This window comes from Actinokineospora alba, from assembly GCF_004362515.1.
GTDB lineage: Bacteria > Actinomycetota > Actinomycetes > Mycobacteriales > Pseudonocardiaceae > Actinokineospora > Actinokineospora alba.
The window spans coordinates 5,380,104-5,394,846 of record NZ_SNXU01000001.1; the positions used below are offsets into that span (position 1 = coordinate 5,380,104).

Here is a 14,743-nt window from a genome sequence, read left to right on the forward strand (position 1 = left end):
CCACCATGATGGTGACCGCCGGTCCGCTTGGTGCCACCGGTCAGGGCGCGTCCGGCAGCAGGATGGTGGGCAGCACCTTCGCGAACTCGGCGACAGCGGCCTTGGCGGGCAGCATCGTGCCGTTCGAGCCGGTCTCCGCGAGCGCGGCGCCTGCCTCGGCGGCCTTGCGGCGCTGGTTCGGCGTGCCGTGGTGGCCATTGCTCGTGAAGTTGCAGTCGCCGACGGCCCCGAAGGAGACGATGGAGTCGACGACGCGGCGGTCGTTGCGGGCAAGGCCCCGCTTGTGCGCGACGAAGTAGGTGGCGAGGAAGTCGGCTTCCAGTTCCGAGCGCCGGGTCAGCTCGGGCGAACCGCCGGTGGCCTGACCGAGCTCGAACTGCACGTGGTGACCGAACTCGTGACCCATGACGGCCTGGGGTCCGGCGTCGCCGAGGCCGATGGCCTCCAGCGATTCGAGGATGCCGTCACCGAAGACGAGCTTGTCCGGCAAGCCCTGCACGTCTGGGTCGGGGTCGCCCTCGGCCGTGAACGCGTACGCGTTGAGGGTCAGCAGGGGGTTGTCGTAGCCGCCGACAAGGCCTGCCGTGGTGTTCACGACGAGCTTGGCGATGGCAGGCGCGCCCGCCGGGGACGAGTCGCCGAAGTAGATGACCATCTTCCGCACCCGCTCGGTGTCGGCGAGCATGTCGCCCTGCATCGCGAGGAGCTGGACGTCGGAGGTGTCGACGTCCCAGAAGCGGTCGGCCGTGTGGAAGGCCCGGGACAGCCGGTCGGCGTAGTCGGGGTGCAGGGTGTAGTCCGGGGCGCCGGGGGTTCCGTGGAAGAGCGCGTCGTAGGTGGGGTAGTCGAGACCGTGGGTGAGCAACCCGAGGACGATGATCTGGAAGAAGCTCAACTCGGCGATGAGGCCGTCGATGTAGTCGTTGAGGGCCGTGGGCGCGCACTCGTAGTCGGCCGGGTTGATGGCCGCGCGCAGCCGGGAGATCAGGGTCTCGCGCAGGGGGCTCTCGACGAGGTCCTTGTCGGTCTGCGGCTGCAAGCGGCGGTCGGGGAACAACGGGGCGATCTCGGTCAGCTGGGCGCGGTCGCGCTCGGTGATCCCCGCCCAGATGTCCTGGGGCACGCCGAGCTGTGCCGCGACCTCGCTGACCTCCTCGACGGTGGACGTCGCGGTCGTCGGGACCGAGGTGTCGGTATCGGCCTGGGCAGGGGTCACGGCGAGCGTGCCCAGCACCAGCACGGACGCCATGGCGACACCCGAGATCCGGCGGAGGGGGCGATGGGTCATCAGAACTCCTGGTGAGTGTCCTGGGAGAATCCCTCGGTCTGAGGGCGATGAGCACACGCTGCCTCGCCCGGAGGTGGGTGGGAAGCATCCGCGCCGGCGCGAACCGGCATGGCAGGAACCCGACACGGCCCGGGGAACCAGCTCTCGGGGCTGTCACGCACCCCGCGAGCGCCGATTCGCCGGGCACGTGACCTGGGCCGATCCCGATCAGGCGGTCGCGGTCACCAGCCAGCAGGCCGCGGTGAACCGGACCTCGCCGCCATGGACGAACGGGGCGAAGGCGGGCCGGACGGCGGCCGTCACCGCGTCGCGCGTCGGCGCGTCCGCGGTGCTCAGCGCGATCCCCACCGGACCCAGCCGGGTGAAGTAGCCGACGAGTTCGGACTCCGGGAACGCACACTCGACGTTCAGCGCCCGCAAATCCGCGTCGTGCCAGCCCGCCTCGGACAGGGTCCGTTCGACCTTGCCGGGGTCGGCGAAGGCGAACTGCCCGGGGCCGTGCGGGTCGCGGGCGGGCAGGTCGGGCAGCAGCGGCGCCGCGGCGGTCTCGGCGACGGTCATGAACGGGTTGTCCGCGATGTCGCGCCACACGATCATCCGCAGCGCGGCGCCGTCGGCCGCGGCCTGCCGCAGGGTGGTGAACGCCGCGGTCGGATCGGCGAAGAACATCACGCCGAAGCGCGACACCACGGCGTCGAAGGCCCCCGGCTCGAACTCGTGCGACCCGGCGTCGGCGGTGAGGAACCGGGCGTCGACACCCGCCTGCCGGGCCCGCTTCTCGGCCGCGGCGACCATCGTCTCGGAGATGTCGACGCCGACGCACTCGGCCCCGCCGCGGGCGATGGCGACCGTCGTGCCGCCGGTCCCGCAGCCGACGTCGAGCACCCGCCGTCGCCCCGCGACCTCCTTGGCCAGCAGGTCCTCCAGCGGTCGGAAGATGCCGTCCAGCAGGCCCTGCGCCTCGACCCAGGCGTTGCCCGCGGTCCCGTTCCATCGGGCGTGCTGTTCGTCTTCGAGCTTCATCTGCCCATTCTCTCCTTGATCGTCACAACCCGTCGGCGCTAGCCTCCTACTTCAAGCCGACTTAAGGTCAAGGTCATGCTCGACATCGGTGAGGTGGTGCGGCGCACCGGCGTTCCCGCGTCCACTCTGCGCTACTACGAGGAGAAGGGCCTGCTCGCCGCGAGCGGCAGGCGCGGCCTGCGCCGCCAGTACGACGAGGGGGTGCTCGACCGGCTCGCCCTGATCGCCGTGGGCCGGGCGGCGGGCTTCTCCCTCGACGAGATCGCGGGCATGTTCGCCCCCGACGGCGCCCCGCGCATCGACCGGGTGCTCCTCACCGCCAAGGCCGACGAACTCGAGGCGACGATCACCAGGCTCACCGCCCTGCGCGACTCCCTCCGCCACGCCGCCGCCTGCCCCGCGCCGAGCCATCTGGCCTGCCCAACCTTCCGCCGCATCCTGGACGAGGCGACCTGGAACCAGCCGCCAGGTGTGGGGAAACTGGTGCCCATCCCGCAATGACGCGCGACCTCGTTGTGGCAGAACGGATCCATGCCCGGCGTGGTCACCGCCGCATCCGCGGATCGTGCGAGGGGTCGGGATACAGGGGCGGGCAACCGCGATGGGCCGCCTCGGGGCGCAGCTCGAAGTGCCAGGGCTCGTTGCGGTAGATCTGGCACAGCCCGTACCTGGCGCCGTGTTCCGACAGCCACGCCCTGGCGTCGAAGCCGACGTCGATCGCCTTCCCGGCGACATGAGGGGAGGTTTCGGGCGTGGCGACCCACCGCGCGGCCTCGGCCGCGGACCCGTACTTGGAGATCGCCCCGCGCAGCAGCCGGTCCTGGTACCTCGGGGAGCGCCATCCGCTGTTGACGACGAACTTGACGCCGTCGGCGGCGGCGTCCGTCGCCGCCACGCGCAGGGCGTGGAGAAGCTCGGGGTCGAGGTTGGCGACGCCGGGATACTCGTCGTCGAACACGGTCACACCCGCGGGGAGGGCGCCGTCGTCCGTACTCGCGCCCAGGGTCGTCGTTCGCACTGATGCCGTTTGACTCATGCCGCGAGTCAAGTGAGCGTGGCGTTGCCGACCCGTATGCGGTTTTCGATAGGCCGACGATATCGGCGGCCTCGTAGCATCGAGACCATGCGCGTATTGATCGTCGAGGACGAGCCCTATATGGCGGAGGCCATCCGTGATGGGCTGCGCCTGGCGGCGATCGCGGCCGACATCGCCGGTGACGGTGACACCGCTCTGGAGCTGTTGAGCATCAACGCCTACGACATCGCCGTGCTCGACCGCGACATTCCCGGGCCCTCCGGCGACGAGATCGCCGAAAGCATCGTCGCCTCCGGCAGCGGCATGCCGATCCTCATGCTCACCGCCGCCGACCGGCTCGACGACAAGGCCTCGGGGTTCGGCCTCGGCGCCGACGACTACCTCACCAAGCCGTTCGACCTGCGTGAGCTCGTGCTCCGGCTTCGAGCGCTCGACCGCAGGCGTGCGCACAACCGGCCGCCCGTGCGGGAGATCGCGGGCCTGCGGCTGGACCCGTTCCGCCGCGAGGTCTACCGGGACGGCCGGTACGTCGCACTGACCAGGAAGCAGTTCGCGGTGCTCGAGGTTCTCGTCGCCGCGGAAGGCGGTGTGATCAGCGCCGAGGAGTTGCTGGAGCGGGCATGGGATGAGAACGCGGACCCGTTCACCAACGCCGTGCGCATCACGGTCTCGTCCCTGCGCAAGCGGCTCGGCGAACCCTGGCTGATCGCCACGGTGCCCGGCGTCGGCTACCGCATCGATGCCCAACCCGATACCCATCCCGACGCCGGGCGTGGGGGAGTGAACGGTGGATAGGGAACCTGGTTTGAGTGTCCGGCTCAAACTCACCCTCAGCTATGCCGGGTTCCTGATGATCGCCGGAATTCTGCTGCTCGCGGTCGTGTGGGTGTTTCTGCTGAGGTACGTGCCCGAGGAGATCTACATCCCCGCGAGGTCCGAGCCGCCCGGGTTCCCCGGTCCGCCCTTCGTGCCCGACCGTGACGCACTAGAGCGCGCCTTCGCCCCGAAGGTACTCGCGGCGCTGGCGTTCCTGCTGGTGTTCGGCCTCGTCGGCGGATGGGTTCTCGCGGGCCACATGCTCGCGCCGCTGAGCCACATCACCAAGGCCACCCGCCTGGCCGGGGACGGATCGCTGTCGCACCGGATCCAGTTGGACGGCCGCAACGACGAGTTCCGCGAACTCGCCGACACCTTCGACACCATGCTCGCGCGGCTCGAGGCGCACGTCGCCGAACAGCAGCGATTCGCCGCCAACGCCTCCCACGAGCTGCGCACCCCGCTGGCGATCACACAGACCCTGCTCGACGTGGCCCGCAACGATCCGAATCAGGACACCGGCGAACTCGTCAACCGCCTGCACCTGGTCAACACCCGGGCGATCGACCTCACCGAGGCACTGCTCCTGCTCAGCCGCGCCGACCAGCGGGCCTTCACCCGGGAACACGTCGACCTGTCGCTCATCGCGGAGGAAGCCACGGAAACGCTTCTCCCGCTCGCCGAGAAACACGGCCTCACCATCGAGACCTCCGGTGACATCGCCCCCACCACCGGCTCCCACGCGCTTCTGCTGCAGGTGGCCACGAACCTCGTGCACAACGCGATCGTCCACAACCTGCCCGAAGGGGGCACCGTGTGGGTGAGGACCCACGTTCGCCCCAAGACCGTGGCGTTCACCGTCGAGAACACCGGCAAGAAGCTCTCCGCGCACCTGGTCGCCACGCTTGTCGAGCCGTTTCAGCGTGGCACCGAACGCATCCGCACCGACCACGCCGGCGTCGGCCTCGGCCTGGCCATCGTCAAGAGCATCGTCCAGGCGCACGACGGCACCCTCACCCTGACCCCGCGCCAGGGCGGTGGGCTTTCCGTCACGGTGGAACTGCCCGCCGCTCGGTGACCGGACTGGCGCCCCGCGGTGATGTCGCGGGACGCCAGGTCACTGGTCGACTACGTGATGGGAAAGTCGAAATAGGTGTCCGGATACGGTTCGCCCTTCAGCGTGTAATGCCACCACTCGCGCTCGTACGAGCTGAAGCCGCAGTCCTCCATGAGGGAACGAAGGTGTTGGCGGTGCTGGGTTTCGACCGGCGTGATCCCCCTCGCCCCATGATGTGAGAGTGAATCCATCAGATCATGGTGACCGCCCATGGGAGCGAGTTCACCGGTGCCCAAGTGGTAGAGCGTCAAGTCGACGGTGCTGCCGCGACTGTGGCCCGACTTGGCCGCCACATAGCCTTTGTCGAACATCTCGGCCCGGTCGAGGTTCGGATAGTGGCGCGACTTCGTCCGGCCGTCCTCCGGCTGCGTCGACCAGCGCCGAAAGCAGTCCACGGCGCGTTGCGGGCGGTAGCCATCCCAGACGAGCAAGCCGAAGCCAAGGGAGGCGGCCTTCTCCTGGGCACTCTCCAGGGCCGCGCACAAGTCCCTCGTGCCGACAACCCGGTTCGCCTCGTACCCGTCCACCGGCTTGCCGGTGAAGTTGTCCCACGTGGCGTACTTGGCATCCCACCGGATCCCGGGCACACACTCGTCCAAGTAGACGAAGTCGTCCTTCATCGGGTTTTCCCGCGCACTGCCAACGACACGATCCGGTCGATCACTGCGGCGAGCGGCAACCCCGCGGCGGCCATCATCCTCGGGTAGCGGCTGTACGAGGTCAGGCCGGGCAGCGTGTTGACCTCGTTGAGCACGACTGTCCCGTCCTCCTTCAGGAACAGGTCCACGCGCGCGAGGCCCCGACAGCCCAGAGCGCGATACACGGCCTTCGCGGTCTCCTGGACGAGCGAGCGCGTCGCTGCCGGGATATCGGCGGGCACGGTTATCGTCGAGTTCTCGGAACCACTCTCCGGCGCGCTTTCCTGGTGGATTCGGAAAATGCCATGGGAGAGCGTGATCTGGTCCACCTCGCCCGCGATCAGGTCCGACCCGTCACCCAGGATCGCGCACCCGACCTCGCTGCCGACGACAGTCTCCTCGATCAACACCTTCGAGTCGTACTGCCTCGCGCTCTCCACCGCAGCAGGCAGGTCCTCTTTGCCGGACACCTTGGTGACACCGAACGACGACCCGGAACGGGCGGGCTTGACGAAGACGGGATAGGCGAACTGGCCGGGATCAAGCTGTCCGTCCGCCGGGACCGTCCAGAAATTCGGCGTCGCGATTCCCGCGCTCCTGGCGACCAGGTAGGTCAAGGACTTGTCCATGCACAGGGCGGAGCTTTGGATATCGCAGCCGGCGTAGGGGATGCCGGAGAGCTCCAGCAAACCCTGCATCGCACCGTCCTCGCCAAACCTGCCGTGCAGGATGGGCAACACGGCGTCCAGCCTGACCGCTTCGGGTCGACCACCATCCAGGACAAGCAGTCCGTGGACGTCTCGGTCCGGTGACAGCATGGCCGGACGGCGACCGCGGTCCTCCCACCCTGTCTCCGGGCCGTCGCACAGCAGCCAGGCGCCGCCCTTGGTGATCCCGATCCAGAACGGTTCGTACTTCTCGGTGTCGAGGTTCTTCGCGACCTCTTGCGCGGACTTGACGGAGACGGGATGTTCCTCGGAGAAGCCCCCGAATATGATCCCGACCTTCAACTTATCCATGCTGGTTTCCGCTTTCGAATCTCAGGCAGTTGAGGATGGAATTTTCCACGGTGTCGCTCAACGCGTGGTCGGTGTAATAGGCCGTGTGCGGGCTGATGAGCACATTCGGCAGTTCCTGCAGCCGCAACAGCGGCTTGTTGTCGACCGGCTTGTCCCGGTGGTCGGCGTAGAAGATCCCTTCCTCGCCCTCGAGGACGTCCAGCGCCGCGCCGCTCAACCTGCCGCTCTCCAATGCCGAAAGGAGGGCTTCGGTGTCGAGAAGCGGACCGCGACCGGTGTTGATGACGAACGCGCCGTGCTTCATCCGCGCGATGCGTCGGCGATCGAGGAGATGGCGCGTGTCCGCGGTGAGCGGCGTATGGAGCGTGACGACGTCGCTCAGCCGGAGCAGTTCATCGAGAGGGACGTACTCGGCCGAATCTCCGGGACGGTTGTCGTGGGCCACCACCCGGCAGCCGAACCCCCGGAGCCGGTCCATGACCGCCGCGCCGATGCGTCCCGTCCCGACCACGCCGATGGTCAGATCGCGGAGTTCTCTCCCTCGCGTGTCATCCAGCCGGTAATCATGGATATCCGTGCGGCGAATGATGGATTTGGCGTTTCGCACCACCATCAGCATCAGCATCAGCGTGTAATCGGCCACGCTGTCCGGCGAATAGGTGACATTCTCGACGGCAACGCCGATGCTTTCGGCGTAGGGCACATCGAGGTGGTTGTACCCGATGCTTCTCGTGGAGATGTACTCCACCCCGGCCCGCCTGAGCGCGAGCAGAGTGGGGTTGGCGATGCGCGTCTTGTGGCCGACGCTGACGCAACGGTTCCCGAACGCCAGGTCGACGTTGGCCTCGGATACGGGCGCCTCGGTGATGGTCGGCGTGACACCACAGCGAGGTGCCAGCTCTCGGAACAGAACCGCCTCGTCCGGGCCGCAGCCGTAAATCGTGATTCCCGTCGTCGGGGCAGCCGAGGAGGGCGTCGGCGATCGGGTGCGCAGGGCCGCTGAGCTTGCTCGTTCGCTGGAGGACATGCCTCCAGTCAAGGCAGTGGCGTGTCGCAGGCGCGTATGCGGTTTTCGATATGCGGGCAACAAGCTACCGGTCGGTAATGGGATGACGGTGCGGCAGGATGATCTAGGGAGCCTGCCGTCCTGGTGCGGGCGTGGGGGAGGGGGACGCGTGTCGGTCGCGGGTTTCGCGGAGCGTGACAGTGGGCAGGCAGAGGAGTGGCTCGATCCTGCCCAGCTCCGTTCGACAGTGGAGGCTCTGCTCACCGACTTCTTCGCTGGGCAGGAACGGCTGGCGCCTGAGTTGGCGGAGTTGGGGATCTTCACCGAGCGGCTGCGGGATCTCTTCGCCGCGGGGGGCAAACGCATCCGCCCGCACCTGTGTGTGTGCGGCTGGCGTGCGGTCCGCGACGACCCACCACCACCAGCGTTGTGGCGGGTCGCCGCCTCGCTGGAGTTGTTCCACGCGTTCGCCTTGGTCCACGACGATGTGATGGACCGCTCGGAGTTGCGCCGGGGGAGACCTACGGCGCACCGCGCGTTCGCCGCCCGGCACGGGCACCGGCCCGACGCCGACGCGTTCGGCACCGACGCGGCGATCCTGCTTGGCGACCTGGCGCTGGGGTGGTCGTTCGAGATCCTGCACAGCCCGGACCTCGCGCCGGAACAGCGCGATCGCGTGTGGCCGATCCTCAACTCCCTGAGGAGCGAGACCCTGGTCGGCCAGTACCTCGACCTGTCGTCGGCGGGCCAGGAGGTGGACGGGCATGAGACCGCTTGGCGGATCGTCCGGCTGAAGACGACGAAGTACACCTTCGAACGCCCGCTCCAACTCGGCGCCGTGCTCGCGGGCGCGGATGGCGACCAGGTGCGCGTGCTGTCGGATTACGCCGTGCCGCTGGGGGACGCGTTCCAGTTACGGGATGACCTCCTCGGCGTGTTCGGCGATCCCCGGCAGACCGGGAAGGGCGCGCTGGACGATCTCCGGAGCGGCAAGAACACCGTCCTCGTCGCGACCGCCCATGACCGCGCCACCCCCGGCCCAGGCCGGGATTCTGCGCGCGCACCTGGGGAACCCGGACCTCGACGAGGCAGGCGCCGACGAGGTTCGGCAGGTGCTGACCGACACCGGCGCGCGGGCGCGGGCGGAGCGCCTCATCGACACTCTGCGCGTCCAGGCGCTCGCCGCACTCGACACGGACCTGTTGCGGCCCGGCGCGGTGGCTGCACTGCGCGAACTCGCCTGCGCCATCGCCACCTGAGCACCGCATCCTGAGGAGCACCATGCCAGAGCTGTCCGTCGAAACCGGCACCCTAGCCCTGTACTGCCCGATCCCGTTGGTCCTGCACCCGAACGCCGCCGCTGTGCAGGGCCGATCGTTCGCCTGGATGGAGCGGTTCCGCCTGTTCGGGGACGGCAGGATCCCGCGAGAGAACGCGTTGGCCACCGAAAGCGCCCGGGTCACCGGCAGCATGATGCCCAGCGCGCCGGACGACCTGTTGCTGCTGTTCGTGACCTACATGTACTGGGGCTTCATGGTCGACGACCTGGTCGATGTCGGCACCCCGGAGCAGCGTTCCCAGCAGTACCGCGAGCTCGCGCCGCGCCTGCTGCGCGCCCTCGAATCGCCGCTGGTCGACGCGCCGGACGACCCCCCGTACGTCGCGCTGTTCCGTGACATGCGCGGCTACGTCGCCCAGCACGCCTCGCCCGCGCAGACCCGCCTGTGGGTCGACGCCTTCCACGAGTGGCTGCTCGGCGTCGCCCTGGAACTGGTCGACGCGCGATGCGGTGTGCTGCCGACGGTCGATGGGTATTTGTTCATCAAGATGTTCTCCAGTGCCGCGCGCGCGGTCACCTCCACGTTGGAGATCTGCGGTGGCGGCGGCGAGCTGCCCGCGGAGGAACGGGAAAGCCCGGCGGTGACGGCGCTGACCCAGGCCGTCAGCGTGCTGATGAACCTCTACGCAGACCTGTTCTCCCACGGCAAGGAGGCCTCAGGCGACTACAACATCATCAACGTGCTGATGGCCGAGACCGGCGTCGACCGCGATGCGGCGGTGGGCGAGGCGATCGGCCTGTGCGACCGCGTCATGGTGCTGTTCCTCCGCCTGCGCGCCGAGGTCGCTCCCCGAGTCACGCCGCAGACCCGCGCCTACCTGGACAACCTGGGGGCCACCTTGAGCGGAGTGCTCGACTGGTGCGCGACCGCCGCCCGGCTCAAGTCGGGCCGCGCCACCCGCCTCGAGCGCGTGGACCAGCCGTCCCGCGCGGATACCGGAGCGCCGCCGTACCCGAACATCGCGTGGTGGTGGGACCAACTCGACTCGTCCCAGGGATCCCGATGACCTTCACGACCGGGCGCGCGCCCGGCGCGCTCCCGTTGGTGGGACACGGGCTGCGGCTGCTCCGCAGGCCCGTCGGGTTCCTCGCGTCGCTCCCGGCGCACGGCGACCTCGTCGAGGTGCGGCTGGGCCCGCGGCCCGCGTACGTGCCATGCCACCCACGCCTGCTGAACCAGGTGCTGACCGACGACCGCACCTTCGACAAGGGCGGCCCGCTGATGGAGAAGGCCAGGGAAGTCGCGGGCAACGACCTGCTCACCTGCCCGCACCGCGACCACCGGCCTCTGCGCAGACTCGTCCAGCCTGCCTTCAAGAAGACCGATCTCGGCCAGTACGGCGAGGTGATGGAGCAGGAGATCACCGCGCTCGTCGAGTCCTGGTCGCCCGACCGCGTCGTCGACACGTTCGCCGAACTGTCCCGCGTCGGGGTGCGGATCATCGCCCGGGCCCTGTTCGGTGCCGACCTCGATCTGGCCACCGCGGACGGCCTGCATCGCGCTTTCAAGGCGTTCTCCGCCCAGGTCGGTGTGCGAATGTTCGTGCCGGACCTGCTGCAGGCGCTCCCGGTGCCGGTGAACCGCCGCTACCGGCAGTCGATCCACGACCTGCACACGATCGTCGACCAGATCATCGCGGACAGCCAGGGCGGGCTGCTGTCAGTGCTCGCGGGCGCGGACAAGGACCACGCCGAGATCCGCGACGAGGTCATCGGCCTGCTCGGCGCGGGCACCGAGACCACAGCGGTCGGCGTGACCTGGGCGCTGCATCTGCTCACCCGGCACCCGCAGGTCCAGGACCGCCTGCGGCGCGAGGTCGATACCGTCCTCAATGGACGTTCGCCGCGGTTCGCGGATCTCCCGACCCTGCCCTACACGGCGAACGTGATCACCGAGGCCCTGCGACTGCATCCGCCGATCTGGCTGTCCACCCGGGCCACGACCGCGCCGGTGGAGGTGGCCGGAACGCGGCTGCCCATCGGGGCGACCATCCTCTACAGCCCGGCCGTCGTCCACCGTCGCGCCGACGTCTTCGACCGCCCGGACACCTTCGAGCCCGACCGGTGGTCGCCCGGCCGAGGTCTGACCGTGCCCCGCGGCGCCTTCGTCCCCTTCGGAGGCGGCGCACGCAAATGCCTCGGTGACGAGTTCGCCATGGCCGAGGCGACGCTCACCCTCGCGGGCATTGTCGGCCGCCTCCGAATCGAGCCATCGACCGGATCCGACCTCCGCCCCGCGCCGCTGGCAGGCATCAACCACCCGCGCAAGCTCATGCTGCGCACTCGCCACCGCGACCCGTCGTGACCGGCCCGCGTACGTTGACGATCCCGCTGCCCACGCTCACTGTCCAGGCACTGAGTTGGGGACCGGATGAGGGCCCGCTCGCGCTGCTGCTGCACGGTTTCCCGGACTCGCCGTCAACCTGGCGGCACCTCGGCCCGGAACTGGCCGCGCGCGGCAGTCGCGTGGTCGCCCCGTACCTGCGCGGATACGCCCCCACCGGCCCGGCCCCGGACGGCAACTACCAAGCAGGCGCACTGATCGCCGACGTCATCGCCATCCACCACGCGCTCGGCGGCGACGAACGCGCCATCCTGATCGGCCACGACTGGGGCGGACTCATCGCCAACGGCGTTGCCGCGCACGCCCCGCACCTGTTCTCCGCCGTGGTGCTCCTGGCAGCCCCGCCGCCTGCGGCCATCATCGCGCTGCTGACGCGGCCCCATCCCCGTCACCTCACTGTGGTCGCGCGCCAGGCGCCCCGCAGCTGGTACGCGGCTGTCGTATCGATCCCCGCCCTCGCGGACCTAGTCGGCGAACGCCTGATCCGAACGCTCTGGCGACGATGGGCACCCGACCACGACCACACCGACGACCTCAGCTCCGCCCTGCGCGCACTACCGGACCGAACCCACCGACAAGCCGCGTTCACGTACTACCGCGCCGTCTGGAACCCACGACACCGTGCCGCCGCCTACGCCCGCGAGCAGAGCGCCGCCTACCAGCCCAGCCGAGTCCCGACCCTCTACCTCCACGGCGCCATCGACCGTTGCGCCCTGGCCGAGCTCGGCGAAGCGGCTCTGACGATCCTTCCTCCCGGCAGCAGACGAGTCGTCGTCCACGACGCGGGCCACTTCCTGCACCTTGAGAAACCCGCCGAAACCACCACCGAGATCGTTCGCTTCGTCCACCACACCCAGCCGTCAGCGCGTTGACCGAAGCTGGTTCTCGTCGAGTGTCCCGTCGATGATCTGCGCGGCGACATCGCTGAGCCTGCGGTTGTGGCCGCGGGCATAGGCGCGCATCACCTGGAAGGCCTCGGCCATCGGCAGCCCGGCGCGTTGGGCGAGCACGCCCTTGGCCTGTTCGAGCTGGACGCGGCCGCTCAGGGCGGTCTGCAGCTGGGTCGCCAGCAGTTCGCCCGCGGAGATCGCGCGTTCCTGGATCAGTCCGACGGTGGCCACGTCGGCCATGGCCTGACCGATCCGCAGATCGGCGTCGCTGAGGCTGCCGGGTTCGAGCCGGAACAGGTTCAGCGCCCCGATGGTCTCCGCGCGCAGCCGCAATGGCAGCGCCTGCGCCGAGTGGAACCCGAGCCCCTGCAACTGCTCGGTGAACGCGGGCCACGACGCGCGCATCGCGAGCAGGTCATCGCGGGCCACGGGACGCCCGGACCGGAAGCAGTCCAGGCACGGGCCTTCGTTGTTCTGCAGCTCGTAGAGTTCGAGCAGGCGGGCCTCCTCGGCGGAGGAAGCCATCACGTGCAGGCCACCGTGCGGGTCGGCCAGCATGATCCCGGCCGCGTCGACGTCAAGCAGCTCGACGCTGCGCGTGGCCAGCGTGTGCAGGAAATCGATGACGTCGAAGTCGGCCACCAGTGTGTCGGCCAGGCTCACGAATGTGCTCGCGAGGAGTTGTTCCCGGCTCGTCATGAGCCCACCGCCTGTGTCTCGTCGGGTCATGGCCGATCGCGCCCAGTGGTGGTGCCGGGCTCCGTGGTGCCGGACTCGCTGTCGTCGAAGGACACGCGCCGGTCGACCACATCGGCGGCGACGGCCGACACCGTCCGCCCCGTAGCGTACGCGTGCGCCCGAAGCCGCAGCAGTGCCTCGGCGAGGCTGACACCGAGTTGGATCGTGATCATCCCCGTCGCCTGGTGGACCACGGCCTGGCTGTCGATCGGCCCGGTCAGGGCGGCGTTCACACCACCGTGCTCGTCGGGGTCCTGCAGGTGCAGCACCATGACGGTGGCCGCGTCGGCGAACGCCAGCGCGTCGGCGAGTTCGGTGCTGTCGAGCGGTCCCGGGGTGTCGCGGTAGAGGTCCAGGACACCGACCCGGATGGCGCCGACCCGCAGCGGGAAAGCGAAGATGGCCCGCACGCCCGCGTCGAGTACGGCGGCCCCGAACCGGGGCCACCTCCCCGACCCGGCCGAACCGACCGCGCCGAGGTCCGGTCGCAGCACCGGGCGACCACTGCCGGAGGCCTCCACGCAGGGCCCCTCCCCGAGGGCGAACTGCAGTTCCTCCAGTTGACGGGCCCGGTCGTCGGTGGCCGCGAGCACTACGCCGCTGGGCCCGTCGGCGGTCATCAGCGCCACCCCGGCACCACTGACTGACAACGCCGAGAGGCATTCCGCGCACAACCTGGCGGGCAGCGCGTCCTCCTCACCGCCGGGGGCGGTAATCACCGACAGGATCTCGGCCACTCGGGGATTGCGCATCGTTATCCGGCCGGGCCGCCGCCCAGACACCGCAGAGCCTGGGGGAGGTCCGGGTGGAGGTCGAACACGCGGTCCAGTCCGGTGATGGTCAGTGGCCGCAGCACGGGGCGGCTGTGGGCGACCACGCAGAGCTTGATTCCCGCCGCCGTCGCCGCGTCGCCCGCGGTGGTCAGGACGGTGAGTCCGGCCGCTCCGAGGAAACCCACGTCGGTGAGGTCGATGACCAGGCCTGAGCAGGGGGGCCGCAGGTGGGCGAGCAGGGATTCCCGCAGCAGCGGGCTGGTGCACAGGTCCACCTCACCGCGTGCCGCGATCACCACCGCGCTGGGCGGGACCGGACGCGCGGTGACGGTCAGGATTTCCTTGCCTGGGCGTCGGCCAGTCAGGACAGCGGCGGGAGGCGGACCAGTCGGCGCGGGCGGGAGGGCGGCGGTGGTCGGCGCCGTAGTCAAGAGACTGTCCTGTTCGGACGGCGTGGGAGAACGACATCTGACGCGCGCCCACGGACCCGGTCGATCAGCAGGTCGGCTTCCGCCGCGGTGAACAGACCCAACCCGGCGGCGCGCAGGATGGCCGCGACCGTGCTCTGATGAGGTTCCGCGATTCCCGCGACCGACGTGGAGCCGTGGGTGACGTCGAGCTGTGCCATGGGAGTTCCCTCGGTTGACTGGCGTCACACCGGGGTCCAGGGCGCTTGTCTGATGACTCTACGCGCTCCGCGGGGGTATGGACCAACT

Annotated in this window: 17 protein-coding genes; 7 read left to right on the top strand and 10 right to left on the bottom strand. The window is 69.4% G+C overall.

The window, feature by feature from the left end; translation table 11 throughout:
• Nucleotides 1-40: 40 nt before the first annotated feature.
• Together C8E96_RS24695 and C8E96_RS24700 are read right to left on the bottom strand one after the other, a co-directional pair.
• Nucleotides 41-1,288: a hypothetical protein gene (locus C8E96_RS24695; RefSeq protein ID WP_091574783.1), complete on the bottom strand. Its 1,248-nt coding sequence runs from the start codon at nt 1,286-1,288 to the stop codon at nt 41-43.
• A gap of 207 nt (nt 1,289-1,495) precedes the next feature.
• A complete protein-coding gene (locus tag C8E96_RS24700; protein WP_091368717.1) occupies nt 1,496-2,311 on the bottom strand; it encodes a class I SAM-dependent methyltransferase in 816 nt (271 codons plus the stop codon).
• Nucleotides 2,312-2,386: 75 nt separating this feature from the next.
• Between C8E96_RS24700 and C8E96_RS24705 the strand changes: the two genes are divergently transcribed.
• Complete coding sequence (locus tag C8E96_RS24705) at nt 2,387-2,812, top strand: helix-turn-helix domain-containing protein (protein WP_091368720.1); 426 nt, start codon at nt 2,387-2,389, stop codon at nt 2,810-2,812.
• A 43-nt stretch (nt 2,813-2,855) separates the two neighbouring features.
• On the opposite strand, the gene C8E96_RS24710 is transcribed toward C8E96_RS24705, so the two are convergent.
• Entirely contained in the window at nt 2,856-3,329 is a 474-nt protein-coding gene (locus tag C8E96_RS24710; RefSeq protein WP_228769595.1) for a M15 family metallopeptidase, read from the bottom strand.
• Nucleotides 3,330-3,434: 105 nt separating this feature from the next.
• Between C8E96_RS24710 and C8E96_RS24715 the strand changes: the two genes are divergently transcribed.
• Nucleotides 3,435-4,142, top strand: a complete 708-nt coding sequence (locus C8E96_RS24715; RefSeq protein ID WP_091368727.1) for a response regulator transcription factor — start codon at nt 3,435-3,437, stop codon at nt 4,140-4,142.
• On the top strand, nt 4,135-5,241 hold the full coding sequence (locus tag C8E96_RS24720) for a sensor histidine kinase (RefSeq protein WP_091368731.1): 1,107 nt from the start codon (nt 4,135-4,137) through the stop codon (nt 5,239-5,241). Before C8E96_RS24715 ends, C8E96_RS24720 begins: the two co-directional genes overlap by 8 nt.
• 50 nt (nt 5,242-5,291) lie before the next feature.
• On the opposite strand, the gene vanX is transcribed toward C8E96_RS24720, so the two are convergent.
• The 3 genes from vanX to C8E96_RS24735 are packed head-to-tail and all read right to left on the bottom strand — an operon-like array spanning nt 5,292 to nt 7,964.
• Nucleotides 5,292-5,900 (bottom strand): D-Ala-D-Ala dipeptidase VanX, encoded by a 609-nt coding sequence (vanX, locus tag C8E96_RS24725; RefSeq protein ID WP_091368735.1) that lies wholly within the window; start codon nt 5,898-5,900, stop codon nt 5,292-5,294.
• Nucleotides 5,897-6,937 (bottom strand): D-alanine--(R)-lactate ligase, encoded by a 1,041-nt coding sequence (gene vanA, locus C8E96_RS24730; RefSeq protein ID WP_091368739.1) that lies wholly within the window; start codon nt 6,935-6,937, stop codon nt 5,897-5,899. Before vanA ends, vanX begins: the two co-directional genes overlap by 4 nt.
• Nucleotides 6,930-7,964 carry a D-isomer specific 2-hydroxyacid dehydrogenase family protein gene (locus C8E96_RS24735; protein WP_091368742.1) on the bottom strand — a complete coding sequence of 345 codons (1,035 nt, stop codon included), beginning with the start codon at nt 7,962-7,964 and terminating at the stop codon, nt 6,930-6,932. The genes vanA and C8E96_RS24735 overlap by 8 nt, the downstream gene beginning before the upstream one ends.
• A gap of 148 nt (nt 7,965-8,112) precedes the next feature.
• Between C8E96_RS24735 and C8E96_RS24740 the strand changes: the two genes are divergently transcribed.
• Genes C8E96_RS24740 through C8E96_RS24755 form a run of 4 tightly spaced genes read left to right on the top strand, consistent with a single transcriptional unit; the run spans nt 8,113 to nt 12,498 of the window.
• Complete coding sequence (locus C8E96_RS24740; protein ID WP_166658104.1) at nt 8,113-9,216, top strand: polyprenyl synthetase family protein; 1,104 nt, start codon at nt 8,113-8,115, stop codon at nt 9,214-9,216.
• A gap of 8 nt (nt 9,217-9,224) precedes the next feature.
• A complete protein-coding gene (locus C8E96_RS24745) occupies nt 9,225-10,289 on the top strand; it encodes a terpene synthase family protein (protein WP_091368749.1) in 1,065 nt (354 codons plus the stop codon).
• Entirely contained in the window at nt 10,286-11,587 is a 1,302-nt protein-coding gene (locus C8E96_RS24750; RefSeq protein ID WP_091368752.1) for a cytochrome P450, read from the top strand. Before C8E96_RS24745 ends, C8E96_RS24750 begins: the two co-directional genes overlap by 4 nt.
• Nucleotides 11,584-12,498, top strand: coding sequence for an alpha/beta fold hydrolase (locus C8E96_RS24755; protein WP_228769596.1), 915 nt, complete (start codon nt 11,584-11,586; stop codon nt 12,496-12,498). The genes C8E96_RS24750 and C8E96_RS24755 overlap by 4 nt, the downstream gene beginning before the upstream one ends.
• Here the strand turns inward: C8E96_RS24755 and C8E96_RS24760 are convergent.
• The 4 genes from C8E96_RS24760 to C8E96_RS33535 are packed head-to-tail and all read right to left on the bottom strand — an operon-like array spanning nt 12,487 to nt 14,655.
• On the bottom strand, nt 12,487-13,215 hold the full coding sequence (locus C8E96_RS24760; protein WP_091368758.1) for a GAF and ANTAR domain-containing protein: 729 nt from the start codon (nt 13,213-13,215) through the stop codon (nt 12,487-12,489). The two genes, C8E96_RS24755 and C8E96_RS24760, sit on opposite strands and share 12 nt — an antisense overlap.
• Before the next feature lie 26 nt (nt 13,216-13,241).
• Complete coding sequence (locus C8E96_RS24765; RefSeq protein ID WP_133794755.1) at nt 13,242-14,006, bottom strand: GAF and ANTAR domain-containing protein; 765 nt, start codon at nt 14,004-14,006, stop codon at nt 13,242-13,244.
• Nucleotides 14,007-14,008: 2 nt separating this feature from the next.
• On the bottom strand, nt 14,009-14,458 hold the full coding sequence (locus tag C8E96_RS24770) for an STAS domain-containing protein (RefSeq protein WP_166658105.1): 450 nt from the start codon (nt 14,456-14,458) through the stop codon (nt 14,009-14,011).
• Nucleotides 14,455-14,655, bottom strand: coding sequence for a hypothetical protein (locus C8E96_RS33535; protein ID WP_166658106.1), 201 nt, complete (start codon nt 14,653-14,655; stop codon nt 14,455-14,457). The genes C8E96_RS24770 and C8E96_RS33535 overlap by 4 nt, the downstream gene beginning before the upstream one ends.
• Between the last annotated feature and the right edge of the window lie 88 nt (nt 14,656-14,743).

Coding starts and splice junctions, on each gene's coding strand:
- C8E96_RS24695 (WP_091574783.1), bottom strand. CDS start 1,288: ATGACCCATCGCCCCCTCCGCCGGATCTCGGGTGTCGCCATGGCGTCC.
- C8E96_RS24700 (WP_091368717.1), bottom strand. CDS start 2,311: ATGAAGCTCGAAGACGAACAGCACGCCCGATGGAACGGGACCGCGGGC.
- C8E96_RS24705 (WP_091368720.1), top strand. CDS start 2,387: ATGCTCGACATCGGTGAGGTGGTGCGGCGCACCGGCGTTCCCGCGTCC.
- C8E96_RS24715 (WP_091368727.1), top strand. CDS start 3,435: ATGCGCGTATTGATCGTCGAGGACGAGCCCTATATGGCGGAGGCCATC.
- vanX (WP_091368735.1), bottom strand. CDS start 5,900: ATGAAGGACGACTTCGTCTACTTGGACGAGTGTGTGCCCGGGATCCGG.
- vanA (WP_091368739.1), bottom strand. CDS start 6,937: ATGGATAAGTTGAAGGTCGGGATCATATTCGGGGGCTTCTCCGAGGAA.
- C8E96_RS24735 (WP_091368742.1), bottom strand. CDS start 7,964: ATGTCCTCCAGCGAACGAGCAAGCTCAGCGGCCCTGCGCACCCGATCG.
- C8E96_RS24745 (WP_091368749.1), top strand. CDS start 9,225: ATGCCAGAGCTGTCCGTCGAAACCGGCACCCTAGCCCTGTACTGCCCG.
- C8E96_RS24750 (WP_091368752.1), top strand. CDS start 10,286: ATGACCTTCACGACCGGGCGCGCGCCCGGCGCGCTCCCGTTGGTGGGA.
- C8E96_RS24760 (WP_091368758.1), bottom strand. CDS start 13,215: ATGACGAGCCGGGAACAACTCCTCGCGAGCACATTCGTGAGCCTGGCC.
- C8E96_RS24765 (WP_133794755.1), bottom strand. CDS start 14,006: ATGCGCAATCCCCGAGTGGCCGAGATCCTGTCGGTGATTACCGCCCCC.
- C8E96_RS33535 (WP_166658106.1), bottom strand. CDS start 14,655: ATGGCACAGCTCGACGTCACCCACGGCTCCACGTCGGTCGCGGGAATC.